Annotated in this window: 20 protein-coding genes; 3 read left to right on the forward strand and 17 right to left on the reverse strand. The window is 45.5% G+C overall.

Going from position 1 to position 22,934, the window contains the following annotated elements; genetic code table 11:
- Positions 1–22 precede the first annotated feature (22 nt).
- The 4 genes from J7623_RS03185 to J7623_RS03200 form a co-directional block, all read right to left on the reverse strand.
- Complete coding sequence (locus J7623_RS03185; RefSeq protein WP_291917078.1) at positions 23–865, reverse strand: prephenate dehydrogenase; 843 nt, start codon at positions 863–865, stop codon at positions 23–25.
- Positions 862–2,025: an aminotransferase class I/II-fold pyridoxal phosphate-dependent enzyme gene (locus J7623_RS03190; RefSeq protein ID WP_291917080.1), complete on the reverse strand. Its 1,164-nt coding sequence runs from the start codon at positions 2,023–2,025 to the stop codon at positions 862–864. Before J7623_RS03190 ends, J7623_RS03185 begins: the two co-directional genes overlap by 4 nt.
- 8 nt (positions 2,026–2,033) lie before the next feature.
- Entirely contained in the window at positions 2,034–2,858 is an 825-nt protein-coding gene (locus J7623_RS03195; RefSeq protein WP_291917082.1) for a prephenate dehydratase, read from the reverse strand.
- A 557-nt stretch (positions 2,859–3,415) separates the two neighbouring features.
- Entirely contained in the window at positions 3,416–3,649 is a 234-nt protein-coding gene (locus tag J7623_RS03200) for a hypothetical protein (RefSeq protein ID WP_291917084.1), read from the reverse strand.
- A 131-nt stretch (positions 3,650–3,780) separates the two neighbouring features.
- Here J7623_RS03200 and J7623_RS03205 point away from each other — a divergent pair, with 131 nt between their 5' ends.
- Together J7623_RS03205 and J7623_RS03210 are read left to right on the forward strand one after the other, a co-directional pair.
- A complete protein-coding gene (locus tag J7623_RS03205) occupies positions 3,781–4,356 on the forward strand; it encodes a sigma-70 family RNA polymerase sigma factor (RefSeq protein WP_291917086.1) in 576 nt (191 codons plus the stop codon).
- Between the two features lie 13 nt (positions 4,357–4,369).
- Complete coding sequence (locus J7623_RS03210; RefSeq protein WP_291917088.1) at positions 4,370–5,464, forward strand: serine protease; 1,095 nt, start codon at positions 4,370–4,372, stop codon at positions 5,462–5,464.
- A gap of 85 nt (positions 5,465–5,549) precedes the next feature.
- Here the strand turns inward: J7623_RS03210 and J7623_RS03215 are convergent, their stop codons facing one another.
- The 7 genes from J7623_RS03215 to J7623_RS03245 all read right to left on the reverse strand — a co-directional run bounded on the left by J7623_RS03215 (position 5,550) and on the right by J7623_RS03245 (position 13,354).
- Entirely contained in the window at positions 5,550–6,272 is a 723-nt protein-coding gene (locus J7623_RS03215; protein ID WP_291917090.1) for a carboxypeptidase-like regulatory domain-containing protein, read from the reverse strand.
- Between the two features lie 175 nt (positions 6,273–6,447).
- Positions 6,448–6,636 (reverse strand): CsbD family protein, encoded by a 189-nt coding sequence (locus J7623_RS03220; protein ID WP_291917092.1) that lies wholly within the window; start codon positions 6,634–6,636, stop codon positions 6,448–6,450.
- Between the two features lie 80 nt (positions 6,637–6,716).
- Positions 6,717–7,670 carry an aldose 1-epimerase gene (locus J7623_RS03225; RefSeq protein WP_291917094.1) on the reverse strand — a complete coding sequence of 318 codons (954 nt, stop codon included), beginning with the start codon at positions 7,668–7,670 and terminating at the stop codon, positions 6,717–6,719.
- 134 nt (positions 7,671–7,804) lie between these two features.
- Positions 7,805–9,283, reverse strand: a complete 1,479-nt coding sequence (locus tag J7623_RS03230; RefSeq protein ID WP_291917096.1) for an FGGY family carbohydrate kinase — start codon at positions 9,281–9,283, stop codon at positions 7,805–7,807.
- A gap of 75 nt (positions 9,284–9,358) precedes the next feature.
- The gene (locus J7623_RS03235) at positions 9,359–11,044 is read right to left on the reverse strand and encodes a sodium/sugar symporter (protein ID WP_291917098.1); all 1,686 of its coding nucleotides are present in this window, start codon (positions 11,042–11,044) and stop codon (positions 9,359–9,361) included.
- 360 nt (positions 11,045–11,404) lie between these two features.
- The gene (locus J7623_RS03240) at positions 11,405–12,544 is read right to left on the reverse strand and encodes an FAD-dependent oxidoreductase (RefSeq protein ID WP_291917101.1); all 1,140 of its coding nucleotides are present in this window, start codon (positions 12,542–12,544) and stop codon (positions 11,405–11,407) included.
- A 9-nt stretch (positions 12,545–12,553) separates the two neighbouring features.
- Positions 12,554–13,354, reverse strand: a complete 801-nt coding sequence (locus J7623_RS03245; RefSeq protein ID WP_291917103.1) for a glucose 1-dehydrogenase — start codon at positions 13,352–13,354, stop codon at positions 12,554–12,556.
- A gap of 150 nt (positions 13,355–13,504) precedes the next feature.
- On the opposite strand from J7623_RS03245, the gene J7623_RS03250 reads away from it, so the two are divergent.
- Positions 13,505–14,554, forward strand: coding sequence for an NAD(P)-dependent alcohol dehydrogenase (locus tag J7623_RS03250; RefSeq protein ID WP_291917105.1), 1,050 nt, complete (start codon positions 13,505–13,507; stop codon positions 14,552–14,554).
- A 116-nt stretch (positions 14,555–14,670) separates the two neighbouring features.
- On the opposite strand, the gene ilvA is transcribed toward J7623_RS03250, so the two are convergent.
- The 6 genes from ilvA to J7623_RS03280 all read right to left on the reverse strand — a co-directional run bounded on the left by ilvA (position 14,671) and on the right by J7623_RS03280 (position 22,480).
- Positions 14,671–15,927, reverse strand: a complete 1,257-nt coding sequence (gene ilvA, locus J7623_RS03255; RefSeq protein WP_291917106.1) for a threonine ammonia-lyase IlvA — start codon at positions 15,925–15,927, stop codon at positions 14,671–14,673.
- A gap of 162 nt (positions 15,928–16,089) precedes the next feature.
- On the reverse strand, positions 16,090–17,136 hold the full coding sequence (gene ilvC, locus J7623_RS03260; protein WP_291917108.1) for a ketol-acid reductoisomerase: 1,047 nt from the start codon (positions 17,134–17,136) through the stop codon (positions 16,090–16,092).
- Between the two features lie 108 nt (positions 17,137–17,244).
- Entirely contained in the window at positions 17,245–17,799 is a 555-nt protein-coding gene (ilvN, locus tag J7623_RS03265) for an acetolactate synthase small subunit (RefSeq protein WP_291917110.1), read from the reverse strand.
- A 50-nt stretch (positions 17,800–17,849) separates the two neighbouring features.
- Complete coding sequence (gene ilvB / locus J7623_RS03270; protein ID WP_366838194.1) at positions 17,850–19,598, reverse strand: biosynthetic-type acetolactate synthase large subunit; 1,749 nt, start codon at positions 19,596–19,598, stop codon at positions 17,850–17,852.
- On the reverse strand, positions 19,564–21,243 hold the full coding sequence (gene ilvD, locus J7623_RS03275) for a dihydroxy-acid dehydratase (protein ID WP_291917112.1): 1,680 nt from the start codon (positions 21,241–21,243) through the stop codon (positions 19,564–19,566). Before ilvD ends, ilvB begins: the two co-directional genes overlap by 35 nt.
- Before the next feature lie 334 nt (positions 21,244–21,577).
- The gene (locus tag J7623_RS03280) at positions 21,578–22,480 is read right to left on the reverse strand and encodes a branched-chain amino acid transaminase (protein ID WP_291917113.1); all 903 of its coding nucleotides are present in this window, start codon (positions 22,478–22,480) and stop codon (positions 21,578–21,580) included.
- Positions 22,481–22,934: the final 454 nt, after the last annotated feature.

Consider the following 22,934-nt stretch of genomic DNA (forward strand, 5'->3'; position numbering starts at 1 on the left):
AAGTAGATTATCAGAATTAAAGTTATTTCAGGATCTTCCTGATTTTATTGGATTTTTGAATCAGTTTATAAAAAGTATCGTAGTCTTCTGTTTCGAGTAATGACTTCATTTGCTGTAGCTGGCTGATATGTTCATCCAGTACATCCAGCACGTTGTTACGGTTATGCTTGAAGATCGGCACCCACATATCAGGCGAGCTTTTCGCCAGGCGCACGGTAGATTCGAAACCACCGCTGGCCAGTTCAAAGATGCGGCCTGACTCTTTCTCTTTTTTCAACACTGTTAATGCCAGTGCAAAAGAGGTGATGTGAGAGATATGCGATACATAAGCTGTGTGCAGGTCGTGCTCTTCTGCATTCATATATACGGTGCGCATCTGCAGTTGGTCTACCATATTTTCCACTACTTCCAGGGCATCTTCATCGCTGTTTTTCACATCGCATAATACCATGGTTTTGTTGACGAACAGGTTGCGTATCGCTGCATCGGGGCCGGAATACTCGGTGCCGGCCATCGGGTGGGCAGCCACGAAGCGGCCTCTGTTTGGATGACCGGCAACGAGTTGCAGTATTTTTTCTTTGGTAGAACCTACGTCCATAATTACCTGGCCAGGGCGCGCCTGATCCATGATACCGGGCAATGCCTGTAATACGCCATCCACGGGAATGGCCAGTATTACCAGGTCGGAGCGCTGCATGGCTGCTTCCAGGGTAGCGCCTTCATCGATGATATGAAGGTCCAGTGCACGTTGCAGGTGCTCCTGGTTGTTGTCTACCCCGATCACCCGTTCCGCCACGCCTTTTTCTTTCAGCGTAATGGCGAGTGAGCCTCCTATTAAACCCGTACCTATTATTGTTACGATCATTGTATGCTTGTTTTGATGCGTGCTATCGCTTCTTCAAATACTTTTTCTTCCTGGCAGAGACTTACCCTGATATATCCGTTTCCATTGCTGCCGAATATGCCGCCGGGAGTAATGAATACACGGGCTTTTTGCAGGATCTCATCTGTTAACGTATAGCCGTTATCGATAGTAGCCGGAATTTTTGCCCATACGAACATTCCTACCTGGTTTTTATCGTAGGTGCAGTGCAACAGGTCCAGCAACTGGAATACTTTTTCACGGCGGCCGCGATAAATTTTATTCAGGTTGTCGTACCAGTCTTTCCCCAGTTGCAACGCCTTTACAGCGGCCATTTGCATAGGTTGGAACATACCGGAATCCATATTGGATTTGAAACGCAATACTTCACTGATCCATTCGGCTTTACCAACCAGCATGCCTATACGCCAGCCTGCCATGTTAGATGATTTGCTGAGGGAGTTTAATTCCAGCACCACGTCTTTGGCACCTTCAAACTGCAACAGGCTTTCCGGTTGCTCATTTAAAATGAAGCTATACGGATTGTCGTGGCAGATGAGGATATCATGTTGTTTTGCGAAAGCAATCAGCTTTGCAGCAAATTCCTTATTCACTTTAGCGCCGGTAGGCATATGCGGGTAGTTTACCCACATCAGTTTTACGCGGCTCAGGTCTCTTTTCGCCAGGGCGTCCAGATCAGGTAACCAACCATTTGCTTCAATCAGGTCGTAATCCACTACGGTAGCGCCACTGAGGTTTACCGCGGAGCGATAAGTAGGATAGCCCGGGTTGGGGATGAGCGCTTCATCGCCTTCCTGCAGGTAGGTCATGCAGATGTGCATAATTCCTTCTTTGGAACCTATCAGTGGCAATACTTCTGTATCCGGGTTCAGGGTTACGTTGTAGTAGCGCTGATACCATTCTGCCATTGCCTTACGCAGGGCGGGAATCCCTTTATAGCCCTGGTAGTTGTGGGTATTGGGCAACACAGCATTTTCGTTTAATGCAGCCACCACAGAAGGATGCGGAGGTAAATCGGGGCTACCGATACCGAGGTTAATGACCCGGGTACCTGTTTGATTCATTTCCTCTATTTCCCTGAGTTTTTTGGAGAAGTAGTATTCTTCTGTGCCTTGTAATCTTTTAGCAACCTGTATCTGCATAAAACTGATTAATGTGTTTTTCCTTTTTTATAAATACCCAAAACTTTCAGGTGTTCGGTCAATGGCGCTATTTTGTCGAGTGCTTTTTCGAAGTGAGCGGCATTATCGAATTCCATATCTGCGTGGAAGTAATAGTTCCATTCTTTTGCCGGGATAGGAAAGGATTGCAGTTTAGAGAGATTAATACCTGCTACTGCTATCTGTGTCAGCACTTTGGCCAGGCTTCCTCTGTCGTGGCTGGTTTGGAAATATACTGAAGCTTTGTTGGCATCTTCCGCAGTAGCTACCGGGGTACGGGATACGGCGAGGAAGCGGGTATAATTATTTTTATTGGTATGAATATTTGGCGCGATGATATCCAATTCGAAGATTTCGGCGGCCAGTTTACCGGCAATAGCGGCGGTACTTTTCAGTTTCTTTTGTCTTACGTGCCGGGCGCTGAGGGCGGTATCTTCCGTTTCTACCAGCTTGATATGCGGGTATTTTTCCAGGAAGTCCATGCACTGTAATAACGCCATGGGATGGGAATGCACCTCGCGGAGGTCTTCCATCGTTTGGCCGGGTAATACCATCAGGTGTTGATTGATCTGGAGGTAGATTTCACCGATGATGTGCAGGCCGGAATTCTTGATGAGGGTATAGTTAGGTAAGATGCTGCCGGCGATAGAATTTTCGATGGCCATGATACCTGCATCCACATCGGGTTGCTGTTTTGCTTTTTTAACCAGTTCTGCAAAGGAGCCACAGCACTCTATTTCGATTTTTTTACCGAAATATTCCTGGGCCGCAACCTGGTGAAAACATCCTTCAAACCCCTGTATGGCAATTTTCATGTGTGTGTGATTGATTTTTATTTATTTATAGTTGCTGTAGCAACTAGCTATTAAAAACAGAAAGGGTCCCAGTCCGGGACCCTTTTTGCGTTGTACTTTTTATGGTAAGTATGTTATTGCAAACGAGTCCCCTGCTTCTTCGCATAAAAGAAGTAAGAGAAGTAATAAAAAAAGGAATTGCCTAAAGCTGGCTGTAACATATACTTACGGTTTGTTAATGTCATTAAAAAAGGCCTTCCGGTTTCGGAAGGCCTTTTTGTAGTATCTTTTATTTTACACAAACGACCTTCCTATTCCTGGTACCAGAAATAATAAAAGCCAAAAAATCCAAAGTTCGTTTGTGGTATCATGTGCTTGGTTGTACTCTTTTTGAGTGTAGAACAAAAATACGGCACGATTTTAATTATCCAAGGGGTAATATCAAAAAATACACTTTTTTCAACAACAAGCACCATTTATTAAATAACTTTCAATAAAATCGACTTTATGAATCTAACGGACACAAAAAAACCGTCCTGGCCAAGCCGGGACGGTTATTTATAAAACCTAAAGTTAAATTAGTGTTTTGCAGCAGCAGTATCGATAGCTTTAGCAGCTGAATCAACAGTAGATTTTGCAGCAGCAGCTACTGAATCAACAGCAGTAGTAGCAGCTTTAGCAGCTGAATCGATAGTAGAAGCAGCAGAAGTTGCTGTAGAATCACCTTCAGTTTTAGCAGCACCACCACCGCAAGCAACTGCGAAAATACCGAAAGACAGAGCTAAGAAACCGATTTTAATTACGTTCTTCATGTTACAATTATTTAAGTTGTTTTTTGAATGATTTAACCTTTATACCAGGGTCACCTAAAAGGTAACCCAACTTTTAAAAATATTTTTTTTCGGTACTTTGGGTTACCAAATGCCTAATAACTGTATTAAGAGTGAAGCAAAATCAAGACATAACAAGAGATAGGGAATTATTGCTGGGACTGGCAAAAGGTGAGGATAAGTCATTGGAAATCATCTATTCAGAAAATTTTCCAGTGGTTTTAAGGATGATCCTTCAGCACAATGGCTCAGAAGATGACGCCAAAGATGTATTCCAGGAGGCTATTATAGTCTTATATGAAAAAGTACAAAAAAACGACTTCACCCTCAGCAGCAGGCTAAAAACCTTCCTTTATTCGGTTTGCCGCCATCTGTGGCTTAAAAAAGTTCAGCGTACTTACGGACTATATACCCTGTCTCCAGAGCTGGAAGAAGTAATTCCGGCTACCGAGGAACTGGAAGAACATTATGCGAAGGACCAGGAATTCAGGATCATGGAAGGGGCTATGAGCAGTATTGGTCAACCCTGCCAAACCATCCTGGAAGATTATTACCTGCATAAAAAATCTATGCAGGAAATAGCTGAGAAGTTTGGATATACCAACGCCGAAAACGCCAAAAACCAGAAGTATAAGTGCCTGATGCGTTTGAAGAAGTTATTTTTTGATCAATACAACACATCTATATAAGGAGAAAGCAGCCATGAAAGAGGACATGATCTTATTGCGTGACATTGAGCGTTACCTGGAAGGGGAAATGAGCGAACAGGAAAAAACTGCTTTCGACGAATTACGCCGTACCAACCCGCTGATTAACCGGCAGGTAGAAGAACACCAATTGTTTCTCCAACACCTGGGTAATTATGGTCAGCGTCAACATTTACAAGCAAAACTGGAAAAGATACACCAGCAACTGGATATGCCTACCCTCCGCAAACAGGCGCAGGACGACAACCAGGCAGCAAAACGGTTATCTATCCGTCGCAGAACCATCACCAACCTGGCTGCAGCGGCCTGTATTGCACTGGTTACCTCCCTTTCTACCATTGCCGTAATACAGAATGTAGCCCGCAACAAGTCCACCGCACAATATGAAGATGTAAGAAGGGTGCTGAATAATATTCAACGCTCCCAGAATGCACTCATTAATGATATGAACAGCAAAAGCAAAGCACCGTTAAATCCCGGCACCTATGGCGGTACTGGTTTTGCGGTATCCGGTAATGGTTACATTGTTACTAACTATCATGTAGTAGCCGGCGCCGACTCTGTGTATGTTCAAAATAATAAAGGCGAAGCATTTAAAGCAGTCAGCGTATTTGAAGATATTTCCAGCGACCTGGCCGTATTAAAAATTGCCGACTCCACTTTCAAAAGCCAGCCACTCCCTTACGCTTTGAAACCACAAAGTGTAAAACTGGGTGAAGAAGTATTTACCATGGGCTTCCCCCGCGATGAAATTGTTTATGGCAAAGGTTATATCAGCGCCAAAACAGGCTTCAATGGCGATACTACGGCTTACCAGGTGTCTATCCCGGTAAACCCAGGCAACAGTGGCGCTCCACTGCTCGACAGCAAAGGCGATGTAGTAGGTATTGTTACCGGCAAACAAACAACCTCCGATGGTATTGCTTTCGCTGTGAAATCAGCACACCTGAAACACCTGCTGGATGAAATGCCAAAAGACAAACAAATCCGGAAAGATCTGAACCATAAAAGCCACCTGGATGGCATGAACCGGGTAGATCAGATTAAGAAACTGGAAGACTTTGTGTATATGGTGAAGGTGTATAATTGAAATTAACTTTCAGCCATTAGGCACTAACTTATAGCAAAAAGCCGCTACGCCATGACGTAGCGGCTTTTTTATTGAAGCAAACTGCTTAATTCTTTTTCGCCTTCCAGGCTTTGTATTTATCGGTGATCCAGTAAAGCAGATCATTGTTAGCGATGGTACGCATGGTGTTGTAATCCGGATAGTTATCCCGCATAAACAGGTGCAGGGAATCGCCAGTGAGGCCGGTTACCTTGTTTACTAACAACGGTGTAAAACGGGAGTCGATGAATTTCTCTTTTTCCATCTTCTCATAGTTTTCTTTAAACTGTCGTTTCTGTTTTTCCTTTTTGGAGAAACGGGTGATTGGACTAATCACAATACCTGCGCCTTGAGGTGTATTACCGCCTGCCAGTGGCTTGTTAGGCTGATCAAGAATATACCCGTACTGGTTGCGTCTTTCAATGGAATCTTTCTGGTAAGGTGTGTACTGAGAAGTGATTTCTACTCCTTTCAGAAACTTACCTGCTGCTATCAATACTACATTGGATGTTTGGGTACCTGTACTTTGGGTAACAATTAAGGTATCCGGTACATACCCCACAAATGTAATAACGATGCGGTCGTTGCGGTTACCCGTTATTTTATAATAGCCGCCCTGATCAGAGAGAGAACGTTTACCATTATTCAAATTGCTGATGGTAGCGTAGGGTAATACCAGGTTGTTACTGTCTGAAATCATCCCCGTAACCGTTACCTGCGCGCTCACCCCGGATGCGAATACCATACTAAAAATACAGCCCAATGCTATAATACGTAAGAAAACCTTCATATAATGTGTAATAATTTAACTGCTGAATCCTTTCCTCTCCTTTACAAACAGATCAATATAGACATTGTTCATATCCGTATTTGAAGTTACAAATTAAAGGAAATGCAGGCGTGTTAAAAAAACAAAATCCTTCCGCTAACGGAAGGATTTTGCTTTTTGCATATTCCCTATGTTCTTATCCGGCAGATTTCAGCAGGCTGATCACTTCATCCCTGGTTTTGCCCAGCTTCTGCTGCAGTTTTCCGATCAACTTATCTTCCTGTCCTTCTTCATATAACAGATCATCATCAGTCAGATCAGCATACTTTTGCTTGAGCGTGCCTTTTAATTCATTCCACTTTCCCTTTAGTTGTAACTGGTCCATAATTTTCCAATTTATAAGGTGAAATAATTCTGGTTACTTACAAACAGGAAAGCCAACAACTATGCCATGGGGCTGATTACCTACAGTGATATCTTAATGCGGGTATCAAAAACACGGCTTTCCCCGGCAGCCAGCTGAACCAGTCCAAGCCCGTTATTAAAGGCATCCGGCGCACCGCTGAGGTTCTCCACTGCAATGCTGTTGCGATGAGGTGGAATATATATTTGCAATATCGGGTAGTTGTTGCCAGGATAAAAAGCAATGTTGATATTTTTCTTCGGATCGTGGATGTTGGCCAGCGGTTGTGCTTTGCTTTGATCCAGGATGAAAGAGTTATCCAATTCTACTCCTTTGAGCAATTTACCGCCGGTAAACTCCGTATAGGGGAGCAGGTTACCTGTAGGCAGTAATTTTTCATTGAACTCTACTATTTGTTTAGATGCGAAGGTCAGTTCCAGCTCGTCTACCGGTGTGCCTGTAGCGAAGTAAGGATGCCAGCCATCCATTACCGGGATAGTGCTACCACTTTGATTGATAATGGTGGTGCTAAGCTGCAGTTCATTGCCGGCATGCAAGGTAAATGTAGCCACACAATCATAAGCGAAGGGATAACCCGCGTCATCAGTGGCTTTAAAATGATGTGCCAGGGTTACGGATGCCTGTTGATCATCTGCCTGTTGTGCGGTGATGGCAAAAGGCACGTCGTATAACAAGCCATGGATGGCGTTGCCAGGTGCAATTGTTTTTTGAATTTCGAGAGAAGAGCCTTCCCAGGTATATTTTGCGTCCTTAATGCGGCAGGCATAAGGGCTCAATTTTACGCTTTTGAAACTGCTGCGGAGATTTGCTTCGAGGTCAGCCAAATCCTGGTAGCTATCGATCAGGTTAATGGTTTCCTGTTGACGCTTTACTTTGAAAGCATGCAACAATGCGCCGAAAGCGGGAATGATTTCTACCTGTGTGCCTGTTGCCAGGTCCTGGAGTGCGATGATATCAAATCCTGCCTCTTTAAAAGAATGGATGCCAAATTTCATTGTTCAATATTTAGAATTCCAGACAAAATAATAAATTTTTAGTGAGATACACGATTAAACACACTCCTGTAGTGCTTCATAAAACAACAGGCATCTGCCGGTGAAGACAGATGCCTGTGTTAATATTGTTGATATTACTTAATGGCCGCCCGTAATCCGTTTAGCCAGCTACCGTATACATCACGGTATTGCGCCTGCAGGGCTACATCCGGTTCTATAACCGACAGGCATTCCATCCCGCGGAAAGCATCTGCCTGGCTCACGTAACCGGCTCCTATGGCTGCACCTCGTGCCGCACCCTGGGCGCCATCTGTATTATATAATTCGATGACCACATTAGCAGTGTTGGCAAACGCCTCGCGGAACAGGGGGCTGAGGAACATGTTGGCATGCCCGGCCCTTACGCGGTGAATGTTCAAATCCATTTCCGCCATGATGTCCATCCCGTAGTTAAGCCCGAATACAATACCTTCCTGTACGGCACGCATCATGTGCGCACGCTGATGGCGATTGAAATTCAGCTGGCTAACGGAAGCGCCTATACTCCGGTTTTCCAGGATACGTTCTGCACCGTTGCCGAAAGGAAATACCTGCAGGCCATCTGCACCAATAGGCGCCTGAGCAGCCAGGGCATTCATTTCAGGATAGGTAATATCACCTGCCAGGTTCTTTAGCCAACTGTTGGCAATGCCAGTGCCGTTCAAACACATCAGCACTCCATTTCTCGTATGTGCGTCATCGTTATTCACATGTACGAAAGTGTTAACACGACTCTGGCGATCGAAACTATTTTTGTTGTGCACAGCGTAAACCACACCGGAAGTACCAGCGGTGGTAGCTGCTTCGCCGGGTTGCAGTACATTCAGTGAAAACGCATTGTTCGGCTGATCGCCGGCGCGATAGGTTACCGGTGTGCCGGGCGCCAGTTTGAGTATGGCAGCAGCGGCGGCTGTTAACTGGCCCTGTACACCGAAAGTGGGCACAATGGCCGATAGCAGCGCTTCGTCAATGTTATAATGCTTCAGCAACGCCTTGGAAACACCTTTTTCTGCGAAGTCCCAGAAGGTGCCTTCAGAAAGACCGGAAATAGTGGTGGCAGCTTCGCCCGTTAATTTCATAGCAATGAAATCACCGGGTAACATCACTTTATGAATACGTTCGTAAATGTGAGGTTCGTTTTCCTGTATCCAGCGCAGTTTAGAGGCGGTGAAGTTACCGGGAGAATTGAGCAGATGAGACAGGCAATATTGTTCTCCGAGTGTTTTAAAGGCGGTGTTACCGATATCAACAGCGCGGCTGTCGCACCAGATAATAGCGGGCCTTAATACCTGCTGGTTTTTATCCACACATACGAGGCCATGCATCTGATAAGCGATACCGATGCCTTTAACTTGTTCCGGGGCAACGGGAAAGCGGCTTAATAAGATGCCGGTAGCATTGATAATTTCCTGCCACCAGTTTTCTGGTTGTTGCTCGGCCCAACTAGCATATGGCACTTCAATTGCCATCTCTTTTTCAGGGCAGGTGGCGGTGGCCACACAGGCGCCGGTATCTGCATTCAGCAACGCTGCCTTGATAGAGGACGACCCAATATCATAACCTATAAAGTACATAACGTGAAAAATTAACCATCAAAAAGCAGTTGTCCTCCCCCCGCTTATAGCGGGGGGACAACTGTAATATTTCTCTTACCAGAAAACAGTATACAGGGCAATCAGTATACCTATAATGAGCAACGCGCCCACTACGAAACCGGTATTAGGTTTAAACATTGAGCTGTCGATAGCCAGTCCTTTCGGATTGTTGGCGCTGGATTTATCGCTCAGGGTGATGATCACCATACCGATTACGCAAATCACAAACACCAGGCCCATACGATCAATAAACGCCATTTCCCATAAACCGCTGTCCGGATTCAACGCTGCAAATCCAATCTGGTTTAATGGTTCCAAGTTGATCCATGCCGGCATAAACTTCAGGAAGAAAGACAACAGCAAACCACCAATCATGGCGAACATCGCTGCACTGGAAGTAGTGCGTTTCCAGAAAAATCCAAGTGCAAACATGGCGAATACACCCGGAGAAACGAAACCGGTATATTCCTGTATGAACTGGAATCCACCTTTTTTATCGATACCCAGGAAGTTGGAAATCACAATAGCAATAATCATGGTTACTACCACTACTGTACGTCCTACACCCACGATCTTCTTTTCGTCGGCTTCTTTGTTGTATATCTTCTTATAAATATCTAAAGAGAAAATAGTAGAAATACTATTGGCTTTACCTGCCAGAGAAGCTACCACCGCTGCTGTTAATGCTGCGAAAGCCAGTCCTTTCAGACCAATAGGCAGCAGGTTCAGTAATACAGGATAAGCATTATCTGCATTCAGGGAACCGCCTTTCATCATGGATTGTGCAAAATCACCATGATTCTGGGAATACAGCACATAGGCAGCAATACCAGGTAATACCACAATCACCGGCATCAGCAATTTCAGGAAACCGGCGAAAAGCAAACCACTGCGGGCAGTTTTCAGATCTGCGCCCAGTGCACGTTGTGTGATATATTGGTTACAACCCCAATAGTTCAGGTTTACAATCCACATACCGCCCACCAGTACACTCAATCCCGGCAGATCCAGGTATTTGGGGTTCTCTTTATGCAGGATCATGTGGAAATGCTCACTGGCATGTTGAGTCATCAGGGAGAAGCCTTTCAGTACGCCAGTGGTGCCGAAATGCTCAGATACCAATTGTAATGCCAGGTAAGTAGTTGCCAGCCCACCGAGGATCAGGAAAAACACCTGGATCACATCTGTGTAACCAATCACCTTCATACCGCCCAGTGTAATGAGAATAGCGAAGAACGCCAATGCCACCATACATGCGTAGAAGTTGATACCGGAAATAGTTGATACCGCCAGGGCGCCCAGGTACAGGATAGAGGTAAGGTTTACCACCACGTACAATAACAGCCAGAACACGGCCATGATGGTACTTACCGTTTGATTATACCTGCGCTCCAGGAACTGGGGCATCGTATAAATCTTGTTTTTCAGGTAAATAGGCAGGAAAAATACTGCCACCACAATCAACGTAGCAGCCGCCATCCATTCGTAGGTAGAAATAGCCAATCCTATATTGAAGCCATTTCCGGACATTCCGATAAATTGCTCCGCAGAAATATTGGATGCGATCAGCGAAGCGCCAATAGCCCACCAGGTAAGCGATCCTTCCGCCAGGAAGAAGTCTTTCGAATCCGTGGTCGCCTTCTTTTTCTTGCGATAAATATAGTAGCCGTAGCCTGCCACTATTACAAAATATACCAGGAATACCAGGTAGTCAAAGATGTGTAAGGATTTTGTTTGCATAACGTTCAAACGTGGTTATAAAAAATTTGGCGGATCAATATACGAATAAATGTAAAAAATACGCTTACAATGTTTTTTTTAATGAAAAGTAGTCTACCTGGCAGTTCGGCCGATAAAACTATTCATTTAAAATTCCTGTCGTAGCTCATTTATAAAAATGAAACAATTAATACCCTTTACAGATACAAAAAGTACCTGTACACATCTTTAAAAAATGAGTTTCAGCTGGTTTTCCTTTCTTTATAAGGTGGGAACGGTCAACTGAATGCCTGCTAAGCGTGGAATAAAAAATTAAATATAGAAAAGAGAAATTCAGGAAGCAAGCTCTTTTTTTTGACTGCTGCCATTCAACAGCCGGCATTAGCTGTTCAGGGCCATCCTTGCAATTTTATCACCGATCATAGAACCAATGGCTACGCCCATGCCACCCATGCGCACACCGATAACTACATTCTCCGTGTGCATTTTTACCAAAGGTTGTTTCGTTTTACCGAAAGCCATGATGCCCGTCCACCGGTCAGCGATGGCTACATCCCGGCCTGGCAGTATGGTAGTATGCAACAATACTTCCAGCTCATGCTGGATACGGTCGTTGTATTGAAAGGCAGTAGTGGTTTCCCCGCTAAAGTCCAGCTGGCGCCCGCCGCCCAGCAGCACCCGGCCATCCAACTCCCGGAAATAGTAATATCCTTCTTCCAAATGGAAGATCCCTTTAAAAGGCAAACCGTTTACAGGCTCTGTGATCAGTACCTGTCCCCTGCCCGGTGTTACTTCTTCTTCCGGCAACAGTTGCCGGGTAAAGGCGTTGGTACAGATCAATACTTTGCGGGCGGAGAATATGATATCTTCTTTCAGGGTGTGATGAGGTACTATCACGTTGACCCCTGTATGAAAATCAGCGATGCTGCTGACAGGGCAACCGGTTTTTATTTCTATACCACTGTTGATGGCTTTATCTATCAGGGCACGCATCATTTTCCCGGTATGTAGTTCCCCTTCAAAATTATTGCGGACCAGGGCTTTAATATACCGGGGTTCAAAACCAAAAGCAGGCAGTTGCTGATCTGCCCGGGTAAATGCGGGCTGTCCATCAAACAGGTTGCCCAAAATATTATTCACCTCCGGCAACTGTTGCAGTGCCCATTCTTCGCGGGTGCTGATTAATTCGAAGCTGCCCTGCTCCCGGTATCCGATCCGGTCATCTCCCAAACGCTTTCTCAACAAACGTAAACCTGATAAGCGCAGATCTACCAGGTTGAGGACATCCTCCACCACCATGGTTTGCAAATCGGCCAGAATTTCCGTTAAACTGCCAATACAGGCAAAACCTGCATTCTTGGTGCTGGCCCCGGTGGGCAATACTTCCCTTTCCAGGACCATCACCCGGCTTTGCGGCGCCCGTTCCTTCAGGCTGATGGCTGCCGACAGTCCTACGATACCACTACCAATGATGATATAATCGTATTGCAGGAGGCTTTGTTTTTCCCAATAACTGAGCATAGCTGTAAGTTACACCGTTCCCACCGATCCACCATCTACCCTGAAAACAGATCCGGTGATAAAAGCCGCCTGGTCGGAAGCGAGGAAGGCAACGATGCCGCCGGTTTCCTCGGGCAGACCTGGCCTGCCCAACACCTGGTAAGGGCGGTTCTCTTTCAAAAACTGCCTGGCTGCTTCCGCAGTGGATATGCCGCGTTCTTTTGAAATGCCCTCCAACATATCATCTACCAATGGTGTTTTAATAAAGGCCGGAGATACGGTATTCACCAGTATGTTATCCTTACCATAATTCTGCGATAGTGTTTTGGAATAGTTATTCAGTGCGGCTTTGGTAGCATTATAATGTCCCATATTCGGATCCGGCTGTTCTGCATTTTCCGAAGAGATATTAATAATCCTTCCACCACCCTGCTTTTTGAGGTGGGGAATCACCAGGTTCGTCAGGGCTACGAGGCCGAAGAAGTTGACTTCAAATACCTGCCGCCATTGCGCCATGGTAATAGTGTCCAGGGGACCGAAGGTATCTATGCCACCAGCGTTGTTGATGAGGATATCTATATGTCCGTAATGCTGAATGGTGGTGTCGACTAATCGTTGCAGGTCTGCTTCTTTGGTCATATCCGCCACTACGGCAAGGACTTCTTTACCATCTAACCGGAACATGGCGGCAGTGTCTTCCAATTCATCGGCATTACGGGCGGTGATAACCACCGTTGCATTTTCCTTTAGCAACGCCGCAGCGATACCTTTTCCAATGCCTTTGCTACCACCGGTAACGATGGCTACCTTTCCTTTTAAGTTAAGCTCCATGATTGTATGATTTGATACCAAAAATAAAAGATACGGTTCGGGGAATGATGGTATAAGTTATTGAAAAAACGGTAAAAAGACAGGAGGATATCTGTGAACTTATCGTCAATTGTACAAATTACGTAGCTTCGGGGCCTAAAAATCTACACCATGATTGCAACAAAAGCTTATGCTGTGCAGGATGCTGCTTCACCGCTGGGTCCATGGAATTTTGAACGCAGAGAACCCGGTCCGCACGATGTACAGATTGAAATTTTATATTGCGGTGTATGCCATTCCGATATACACCAGGTACGGAATGAATGGGGTGGCTCCATTTACCCAATGGTACCCGGCCATGAAATAGTAGGGCGCATTACCAAAGTAGGCGACCATGTTACCCGCTTCAAAGTAGGCGACCTGGCAGGTATTGGTTGTTTTGTAGATTCCTGCCGGGAATGTGATCCCTGCAAGGCAGGCGAAGAACAATACTGTGTTACCGGTGGTGCCAGTACCTATAACGGGTATGAAATGGATCGTAAAACGCCCACGTATGGCGGCTATTCCACGCAGATTGTAACAGATGAAAAATACACCCTGAAAGTTTCTGATAAATTACCGCTGGAAGGAGTAGCGCCGTTGTTATGCGCCGGTATTACCACCTACTCTCCCCTGCGCCACTGGAAAGTAGGCAAAGGGCACAAAGTGGGCGTAGTTGGCCTGGGTGGTTTAGGGCATATGGCTGTGAAACTGGCTGCCTCTATGGGGGCAGAAGTCACGATGCTGAGTACCTCTCCTTCCAAAGAAGCAGATGCAAAAAGACTGGGTGCGCATCACTTTGCGCTGATGACAGATAAAGAGCAGGTAAAAAAACTGCGGAATAAGTTTGACTTCATTATCAACACCATCTCCGCCCCGCATGATTATACTACTTATCTGAATTTACTGAACCTGGATGGCGTCATGATTTGTTTGGGTGTGCCTCCGGAACCATCTCCAGTACCTGCTTTCAACCTGATCATGGGTCGCAGGAGTATTGCAGGTTCTTTAATTGGCGGTATCCGTGAAACACAGGAAATGCTGGATTATTGTGCAGCACACAATATTACCAGTGATGTAGAAGTGATTGATATAAAAGATATCAATACCGCGTATGAAAGAATGCTGAAGGGAGATGTGAAATATAGGTTCGTGATTGATATTGCGTCGTTGAAAAAATAGCGGAAAGCAGAAAGCAAAAAGCAAAAAGCTATTGTAGCGATTGATCAAAGCGTATAAATATTCGCAATGGTCAATCGCTACAATAGCTTTTTGCTTTCTGCTTTCTGCTTTCCGCTCTATACCAGGTATCCAAAGAGCGTATCGTTCTTATTCAGTTCCGTTACCTGGAAATTATATTTTTTGAAATTGGCCATGAGTTTGTCGTAATCCTCCTTGTACTTCAGTTCTATTCCTACCAAAGCAGGTCCAATTTCTTTATTATGTTTTTGTATGTATTCAAAGCGGGTGATATCGTCGTTAGGGCCGAGGATATGATTCAGGAATTCTTTCAGGGCACCCGGGCGTTGGGCAAAGCGTACAATAAAGTAGTGCTTTAATCCTTCGTAAAGCAGGGAGCGTTCTTTTATTTCCTGCATGCGGTCAATATCGTTGTTGCTGCCGCTGACTACGCACACTATTTTTTTTCCTTTTATTTCTTCTGCAAAATCGTCCAGTGCTGCAATAGAGAGGGCGCCGGCAGGTTCTACCACAATGGCGTCTTCATTATACAGGCGAAGGATGGTAGAGCATACTTTTCCTTCCGGTACGAGGTGCATTTTTTCCAATACCTCTTTACAGATATCGTAGTTGAGGGTACCTACTCTTTTCACAGCGGCGCCGTCTACAAAGCGTTCAATTTCGTCGAGGGTAACGGGAGCGCCATTTTCCAGGGCGCGGAGCATGGAGGGGGCACCTTCGGGTTCTACGCCAATGATGCGGGTTTTAGGGCTATAGGTTTTAAAGTAAGTGCCTAAGCCGGCTGCGAGTCCGCCGCCACCAACAGGTACAAAGAGGTAATCGATGCCGGTTTGATCTTCCAGGATTTCCACGGCTACGGTACCTTGTCCTTCTATAATTTTTGGGTTATCGAAGGGAGGGATAAAAGTCATGCCATTGGCTTTGGTGAAAGCCTGTGCTTCTGCGGAGCAGTCGTCGAAGGTATCTCCTACGAGAACGATTTCGATGTTATCGCCGCCGAACATATTTACCTGGTTAACTTTTTGTTTTGGTGTAATCACGGGCATGAATACCACGCCTTTAATGTTCATGGCTTTGCAGGCATAGGCGAAGCCCTGGGCGTGGTTTCCGGCGCTGGCACAGGTAACGCCTTTAGCCAAGATTTCGGCAGAGAGGCTGCTGATCAGGTTATAAGCGCCTCTTAATTTATAAGAGCGTACAATCTGCATGTCCTCTCTTTTCAGATATACATCACAGTTATAGCGCCGGGAGAGATTGGCGCTATACATAAGCGGGGTGCGTGTGACCACCGGCTTCAGCTTCACCGCGGCATCGAGGATATTCAGCGAATTGACACTACTCATTACTTCAGACATAAAATGTAATTAATACAAATGGCAAAGCATCTTCGGCATTATCGAAATCATGGAACCTGTACTCAGTATCAGAAAGAAATGTAATCTTCTGTACTAAATACCAGCACCAATAATTTCAATAATTCGAAAATGCTTTGCCATTGTAATTTATAATATTAGCTATTACGCGTTATTAGGACGCAGCTTACGTACAGCCGCACCTGCCTGCCACATTTCGCTTTCGCGCAGTTCTCTCAGTTCTTCGTTCAGTTTTTCACGATAGTCAGGAGTGCTGTTGGAAGCGATAGAGCGGGCAGCTTCTTTACCTGCAGCAACGCTGGCATACAGTTCATCGAATACAGGCTGAGTAGCTGTTTTGAACTTCTTCCACCAGTCGAGCGCACCACGCTGAGCAGTAGTAGAGCAGTTAGCATACATCCAGTCCATACCGTTTTCTGCTACCAGTGGCATGAGGGATTGAGTCAGTTCTTCTACTGTTTCGTTGAACGCTTCAGAAGGAGAGTGACCATTTTTGCGCAGTGTTTCGTACTGAGCAGCGAAGATACCCTGGATACAGCCCATCAGTGAACCACGTTCGCCGGTGAGGTCGGAGAATACTTCTTTTTTGAAATCTGTTTCAAACAGGTAACCGGAACCAACGCCGATACCCAGTGCTACTACGCGTTCTTTAGCGCGGCCGGTAGCATCCTGGAAGATAGCGAAGCTGGAGTTCAGACCCTGACCAGCCAGGAACAGGCGACGCAGAGAAGTACCGGAGCCTTTTGGAGCAACCAGGATTACGTCTACATCAGCCGGAGGAATGATACCAGTTTGTTCTTTATAAGTGATACCGAAACCATGGGAGAAGTATAATGCTTTACCAGGAGTCAGGTATTGCTTTAAGGTAGGCCACAGGGTGATTTGACCAGCATCAGATAACAGGAACTGGATGATAGTACCTTTCTGAGCGGCTTCTTCGATATCGAATAAAGTTTCACCAGGAACCCAGCCATCAGCTACTGCTTTATCCCAGGTTTTAGAATTTTTACGCTGACCTACGATAACGTTAAAGCCATTGTCTTTCAGGTTAAGCGCCTGACCAGGACCTTGAACGCCGTAGCCAATTACTGCAATCACTTCGTTTTTCAGCACTTCCCTTGCTTTTTCCATAGGGAATTCTTCTCTGGTTACTACTTGTTCGAGTACCCCTCCAAAATTGATGGTTGCCATGTGTAGTTTTTTTTAGCTGTTAGCTACTAGCGGTTAGCTATTAGCTGAGGATTGATTGAATGAATAATGATTTATAATTTATGCTGTTTGCATCTCGTGCGTTACCTGTTAGTGAATGCTTTCGGCTTTTTGCTTAATGCTTTCGGCCTGTTGCAGTTCTTTCAGGTGTTCGTGGAAACGGCGGCTCCATTTCACAATGGCTACACGTCCACTCTTTGAATACTCGATCAAACCATATGGTTCCAGTTGCTTGATGAAAGCAGTTAATTCTTCCTGGTGACCGGTTTTTTCAATGACAAAATAATCAGCGGTGATGGTCAGAATGCGTGCGTTATTTTCGCGGATCAGTCTTTCTATATCACCGGTATGTAAAGCTTTGGTAGAGATCTTGTACAAAGCCAGTTCCTGGTACACCACTTCTTCTTCCTCGTGAACGAAGGCGCGGTGTATTTCGATGAGTCTTTCTATCTGGCCTACCACTTTATCCAGCTTTTCACGTGTAGACATCACCGTGATGATGAATTTATATACGCCGGGGATTTCTGTTTCAGCAGTGGTTAAACTGGTGATATTGATGCCCCGTCGGGTAAATATAATGGTGATACGGTTGGTTATACCTATACGATCTTCCGTATATACCGTTACTGTATATTCTTTTTGCATATACCTGTTGTGAATTACAAATGATCAATATGAATCCTTCCTGCGGGAAACTACTCTAACCGGATGCTGCTCACCGGTGCGCCGGCAGGTACCATAGGGAATACGTTGTCTTCTTTTTCCACTACTACTTCCAGCAGATAAGCACCTTTGTGTGCCAGCATTTCGTCGATTGCGGCAGATATATTTTCCCTTGCAGTTACTTTTTGACCGGGGATATAAAATCCTTTGGCAATCTGTACAAAGTCGGGATTGACCATTTCAGTAGAGGAATAGCGTTTGTCGAAGAACAGTTGCTGCCATTGTCTTACCATTCCGAGGAAGTTGTTGTTCAGGATCACTATTTTCACACCGATCTGTGACTGGTGAATAGTGCCCAGTTCCTGCAAGGTCATCTGGAAGCAACCATCGCCGATGATGGCTACCACTTCTTTTTCAGGCGTACCTGTTTTGGCGCCCATTGCCGCTGGCAGGGAGAAGCCCATGGTACCCATACCACCGGAGGTGATGTTGGTATTAGGGTTCTTAAAGCGATAGTAGCGGGAAGCTACCATCTGGTGCTGACCTACGTCTGTTACCAGTACTGCTTCGCGGTTGGTTTTTTCTGAGATGAGGCGGATTACTTCTGCCATTTTCAGTTCACCTTCTGTCGGGTACAGTTCTGCCTGTTGAACTTTATCGTATTCTTTTTTATCGGCATCGCGGAATTCCTGGAGCCATGCGGTGTGATCTGCCTGGTTTACCTGTGGCAACAAAGCTGCCAGGGCTTGTTTGGCATCAGCATGTACGGCTACATCCGCTTTGATGATTTTATTAATTTCAGCAGCATCGATTTCGATGTGGATTACTTTGGCATTAGGCACATAGCTTTCTACATCACCGGTAACGCGGTCGTCGAAGCGCATACCTACGGCAATAACTACATCGGCTTCGCCGGTGAGCATATTAGGACCGTAGTTGCCGTGCATACCCAGCAGGCCTACATACATCGGATGATCTACCGGTACAGCGGAAAGTCCCAGCAGTGTGGATCCTACAGGGATCTGTGCTTTTTCTGCCAGTGCAATCAATTCTTTTTCTGCTCCGGATAATAATACACCGTGACCACAGAGAATGAAAGGTTTCTTCGCGCTGTTGATCAGTGCTGCTGCTGCCGTAATCGCTTCCTGGTTTAATTCAGGAACGGGGCGGTAGCTGCGGATATATTCACATTTCTTATAGGAATATTCGAATTCACCGAATTGTGCATTTTTGGTAATATCTACCAGTACAGGACCTGGGCGGCCGCTGCGGGCGATATAAAATGCTTTCGCCATGGCAGCAGGAATATCTTCTGCGCGGGTTACCTGTATATTCCATTTAGTGATAGGCATGGTGATACCAATCACGTCTGTTTCCTGGAAGGCGTCTGTACCCAGTAAGGAAGCGGCCACCTGGCCGGTTACGCATACCATAGGGGTACTATCCATGTAGGCATCTGCCAAACCAGTTACCAGGTTGGTAGCGCCGGGACCTGAAGTAGCAAATGCTACTCCTACTCTACCGGAACTGCGTGCATATCCCTGAGCAGCGTGTGTAGCACCCTGCTCATGACGGACGAGTATATGACGAACCTGATCCTGGAAATCGTAGAGGGCATCATAAATAGGCATGATCGCCCCGCCGGGATAGCCGAAGATGGTGTCTACTCCTTCTTCAATGAGGGAGCGGATCACGGCTTCAGACCCTGTAATCACAGGTTTGGCAGTTAACTGCTTATCTGCTATCTCAGGCTTCATCTGTAACACATCCTTCTGCTGCATTTTTAACAAGTTTTGCGTACTTAAATAAGATTCCATTGGATGCTTTCAATGCAGGCTGGATCCACTGTGCCCTGCGGGCTGCCAGCTCTTCATCACTGATCTCTACATTGATATAATTTTTGGTGGCATCTATTTCGATAATATCGTTGTCTTTTACGAGAGCGATGTTACCACCTTCAAAAGCTTCGGGGGTAATATGGCCTACTACAAATCCATGGGTACCACCAGAGAAGCGGCCGTCGGTGATCAGTGCCACGCTTTTTCCTAATCCTACGCCCATGATGGCGCTGGTAGGTTTCAGCATTTCAGGCATACCAGGTGCGCCTTTAGGGCCTACCTGGCGGATCACTACCACATCACCGGATTTCACTTTACCGGAAGTAATGCCGGCAATCAGTTCAAATTCGCCGTCGAATACGCGGGCAGGGCCTTTGAAGCGTTCGCCTTCTTTACCGGTGATTTTGGCTACGGAACCTTCAGTAGCGAGGTTACCATAGAGGATTTGTATGTGTGCGGTTTGTTTCAGCGGATTTTCGAGCGGTACAATGATGTCTTGTGTACCGAAATCGATGTCTGCCACGTCTTCCAGGTTCTCAGCAATTGTTTTGCCGGTAACGGTCATACAGTGGCCGTGTATATAACCTTTCTTCAGGAGGTATTTCATCACTAATGGAACGCCGCCGATGTTGTGCAGGTCTTCCATCAGGTATTTACCACTTGGTTTGAGGTCGGCGATCAATGGTGTTTTGTCGCTGATACGCTGGAAATCTTCCAGTTTGATAGGAACGCCAACTGATTTTGCGATGGCGATGAAATGCAGTACAGCATTGGTACTGCCACCTAAAGCCATGATGATGGTGAGTGCATTTTCGAATGCCTCTTTTGTCATGATGTCTCTTGGTTTAATATCTTTTTCGAGGAGCAGGCGGATGTATTTACCTGCAGCGAGGCATTCTTCCTTTTTCTCCTTGCTCAACGCGGGGTTAGAGGAACTGTAGGGCAGGCTCATACCGAGTGCTTCGATAGCGGAAGACATGGTATTAGCGGTATACATACCACCACAGGCACCTGCACCGGGGCAGGAATTTTGAACGATGCCTTTAAAGTCGCCTTCATCCAGTTTACCGGCCATTTTCTGACCGAGTGCTTCAAATGCTGAGATGATATTGAGATCCTGGCCTTTGTATTTTCCGGGAGCGATGGTTCCACCGTATACCATGATAGATGGGCGATTGAGGCGACCCATGGCCATCAGGGAACCGGGCATATTTTTATCGCAGCCTGGTACAGTAATGAGCGCATCATAATATTGTGCGCCGGCTACTGTTTCAATGGAATCAGCAATCAGATCACGGCTGACGAGGGAATAACGCATACCTGGGGTACCGTTGCTCATACCATCACTGACGCCAATGGTATGGAAAATAAGTCCGACCAGATCATTTGCCCAGACGCCTTTTTTCACGTCCTGTGCCAGATCATTCAGGTGCATATTGCAGGTGTTGCCATCGTAGCCCATGCTGACGATGCCTACCTGTGCTTTCTTCAGGTCTTCCTCTGTCAATCCAATTCCGTACAACTGCGCTTGCGCTGCAGGTTGTGTAGGATCTTGCGTGATCGTTTTGCTATACTTATTTAATTCCATTGCTTGTAGTTATTACCGGAGTTTACCATTTGTTTATAGTAACCCTATTTTAAAACTTCGCTACTAAATTACCGGGTCGTGTCTTGATATTCAAACCAACAATTTTCAATTTACCGGTATTCAAATCTGCGGTTTCAGCGCTCAAACCCTTTATGGGAAAGGATTGTAAGTTTTTCGATTTACAGTCTTCAAAGGGAGCTGAAAGCAGAAAGCAGAAGGCAAAAAGCGATTGTGTTATCCTGAAGACCATTTGAGAGGAAGCTTGGGGCAGAAAGCAAAAAGCTATTTAAGACTATATATTCGCTTCAATAGCTTTTTGCTTTCTGCTTTCGGCTTATGCTAATTGCGCTTCGCGTTGAAATGCTTTTTCCAATACTCTGGCTTTGTAGGCCTGTTGCAGCAATTTGCCGAGAGATTGTGCCCATGGTTTGCCAAAAGACTGACCATCGAGGGAGTCGAGGCCAATGACTTCTGCTGCGGTACCGCAGAAGAATGCAGCGTCAGCTTCTTTGAGTTCAGCGATGGTGAATAATTTTTCTTCCAGTGGGATATTCAGTTCGTGGCAAAGTTCGATAACAGTGGCGCGGGTGATGCCTGGGAGGATGTTACCGGCAGGGGGAGTATAAATTTTGCCGTCTTTTTCGAAGAAGATGTTAGCACCAGGGCCTTCTGCAACGTATCCATTCATATCCAGCAGCAGTGCTTCATCGTATCCTTTTTCTTTTGCTTCCTGCGAGGCCAGTATGGAGTTTACATAAAGACCTGCCGATTTGGATTCTATTTTGAAAGCTTTTGGATTAGGTCGTTCGTAAGAGGAAGTCATTACGCGCAACAGCTTTTCTCCCAGGTAAGCTCCCCATTCCCATGCGCAGATCAGGATTTGAGATTCTGATGCGGCTTTCAGTGTCATGTTAGGTGGACAGAAAACCAGGGGTCTGATGTAGGCTTCTTCCATGTTGTTCATCTCCAGTACTTTGTAACAGGCAGCGATCAATGCTTCGTTATCAAACTTGTACGGGATGTGGATCAGTTCACAAGAACGCTTCAGGCGATCAAAGTGTTCTTTTGCTTTAAAGATTTTTACTTCGCCACTGGCCGTTTTGTAGGCGCGGATGCCTTCAAATACTGCATACCCATAGTGGAGTGACTGGCCATACAGGTCAGTGGTCGCTGCGTTTGCTTTGGTGTACTCACCGTTGATGTAAAGAAAAGTGTTGTCGTTGTAATAGCTATACATAAAATTGAAATTATACAAGGAATATACAGTCCAAAAAAAAGCCTTCCTCTTTGCGGAGGAAGGCGTTATATTTTGTGATTATATGCACGTTTACCTATCCTCCATACTGGTGGCTAATAATGACAACGACGATAATCACGACCTTCGTGATAGCCCAATTGAGCTGAGGTACGATGTGATTAAGTTTTATATTGTCTTTATTTACCCACATGGGAGGACTTATTTTCTTTAGCGTTTCTACAAAAGTATTTGTGAAAAAAATAAAAAACAATAACCTCCCCAATATTTCGTAAAAAATTAATCACATTAAGTGTTTTTGAAAATATTTAAAAAAAGAGGTCGATAGTTAGGTTATTTCTAAATAAACCAACAGATCCTTATAATTTAATCTACTGATTTTGTGTACAAAAGACGCGGATCAGCCACTTTGGGAGCAGGTGCGCACGGGTTGCAG

The organism is Chitinophaga sp., from assembly GCF_017745275.1.
Classification (GTDB): domain Bacteria; phylum Bacteroidota; class Bacteroidia; order Chitinophagales; family Chitinophagaceae; genus Chitinophaga.

Coding starts and splice junctions, on each gene's coding strand:
- J7623_RS03185 (WP_291917078.1), bottom strand. CDS start 865: ATGATCGTAACAATAATAGGTACGGGTTTAATAGGAGGCTCACTCGCC.
- J7623_RS03190 (WP_291917080.1), bottom strand. CDS start 2,025: ATGCAGATACAGGTTGCTAAAAGATTACAAGGCACAGAAGAATACTAC.
- J7623_RS03195 (WP_291917082.1), bottom strand. CDS start 2,858: ATGAAAATTGCCATACAGGGGTTTGAAGGATGTTTTCACCAGGTTGCG.
- J7623_RS03200 (WP_291917084.1), bottom strand. CDS start 3,649: ATGAAGAACGTAATTAAAATCGGTTTCTTAGCTCTGTCTTTCGGTATT.
- J7623_RS03210 (WP_291917088.1), top strand. CDS start 4,370: ATGAAAGAGGACATGATCTTATTGCGTGACATTGAGCGTTACCTGGAA.
- J7623_RS03215 (WP_291917090.1), bottom strand. CDS start 6,272: ATGAAGGTTTTCTTACGTATTATAGCATTGGGCTGTATTTTTAGTATG.
- J7623_RS03220 (WP_291917092.1), bottom strand. CDS start 6,636: ATGGACCAGTTACAACTAAAGGGAAAGTGGAATGAATTAAAAGGCACG.
- J7623_RS03225 (WP_291917094.1), bottom strand. CDS start 7,670: ATGAAATTTGGCATCCATTCTTTTAAAGAGGCAGGATTTGATATCATC.
- J7623_RS03230 (WP_291917096.1), bottom strand. CDS start 9,283: ATGTACTTTATAGGTTATGATATTGGGTCGTCCTCTATCAAGGCAGCG.
- J7623_RS03235 (WP_291917098.1), bottom strand. CDS start 11,044: ATGCAAACAAAATCCTTACACATCTTTGACTACCTGGTATTCCTGGTA.
- J7623_RS03240 (WP_291917101.1), bottom strand. CDS start 12,544: ATGCTCAGTTATTGGGAAAAACAAAGCCTCCTGCAATACGATTATATC.
- J7623_RS03245 (WP_291917103.1), bottom strand. CDS start 13,354: ATGGAGCTTAACTTAAAAGGAAAGGTAGCCATCGTTACCGGTGGTAGC.
- J7623_RS03250 (WP_291917105.1), top strand. CDS start 13,505: ATGATTGCAACAAAAGCTTATGCTGTGCAGGATGCTGCTTCACCGCTG.
- ilvA (WP_291917106.1), bottom strand. CDS start 15,927: ATGTCTGAAGTAATGAGTAGTGTCAATTCGCTGAATATCCTCGATGCC.
- ilvC (WP_291917108.1), bottom strand. CDS start 17,136: ATGGCAACCATCAATTTTGGAGGGGTACTCGAACAAGTAGTAACCAGA.
- ilvN (WP_291917110.1), bottom strand. CDS start 17,799: ATGCAAAAAGAATATACAGTAACGGTATATACGGAAGATCGTATAGGT.
- ilvB (WP_366838194.1), bottom strand. CDS start 19,598: ATGCAGCAGAAGGATGTGTTACAGATGAAGCCTGAGATAGCAGATAAG.
- ilvD (WP_291917112.1), bottom strand. CDS start 21,243: ATGGAATTAAATAAGTATAGCAAAACGATCACGCAAGATCCTACACAA.
- J7623_RS03280 (WP_291917113.1), bottom strand. CDS start 22,480: ATGTATAGCTATTACAACGACAACACTTTTCTTTACATCAACGGTGAG.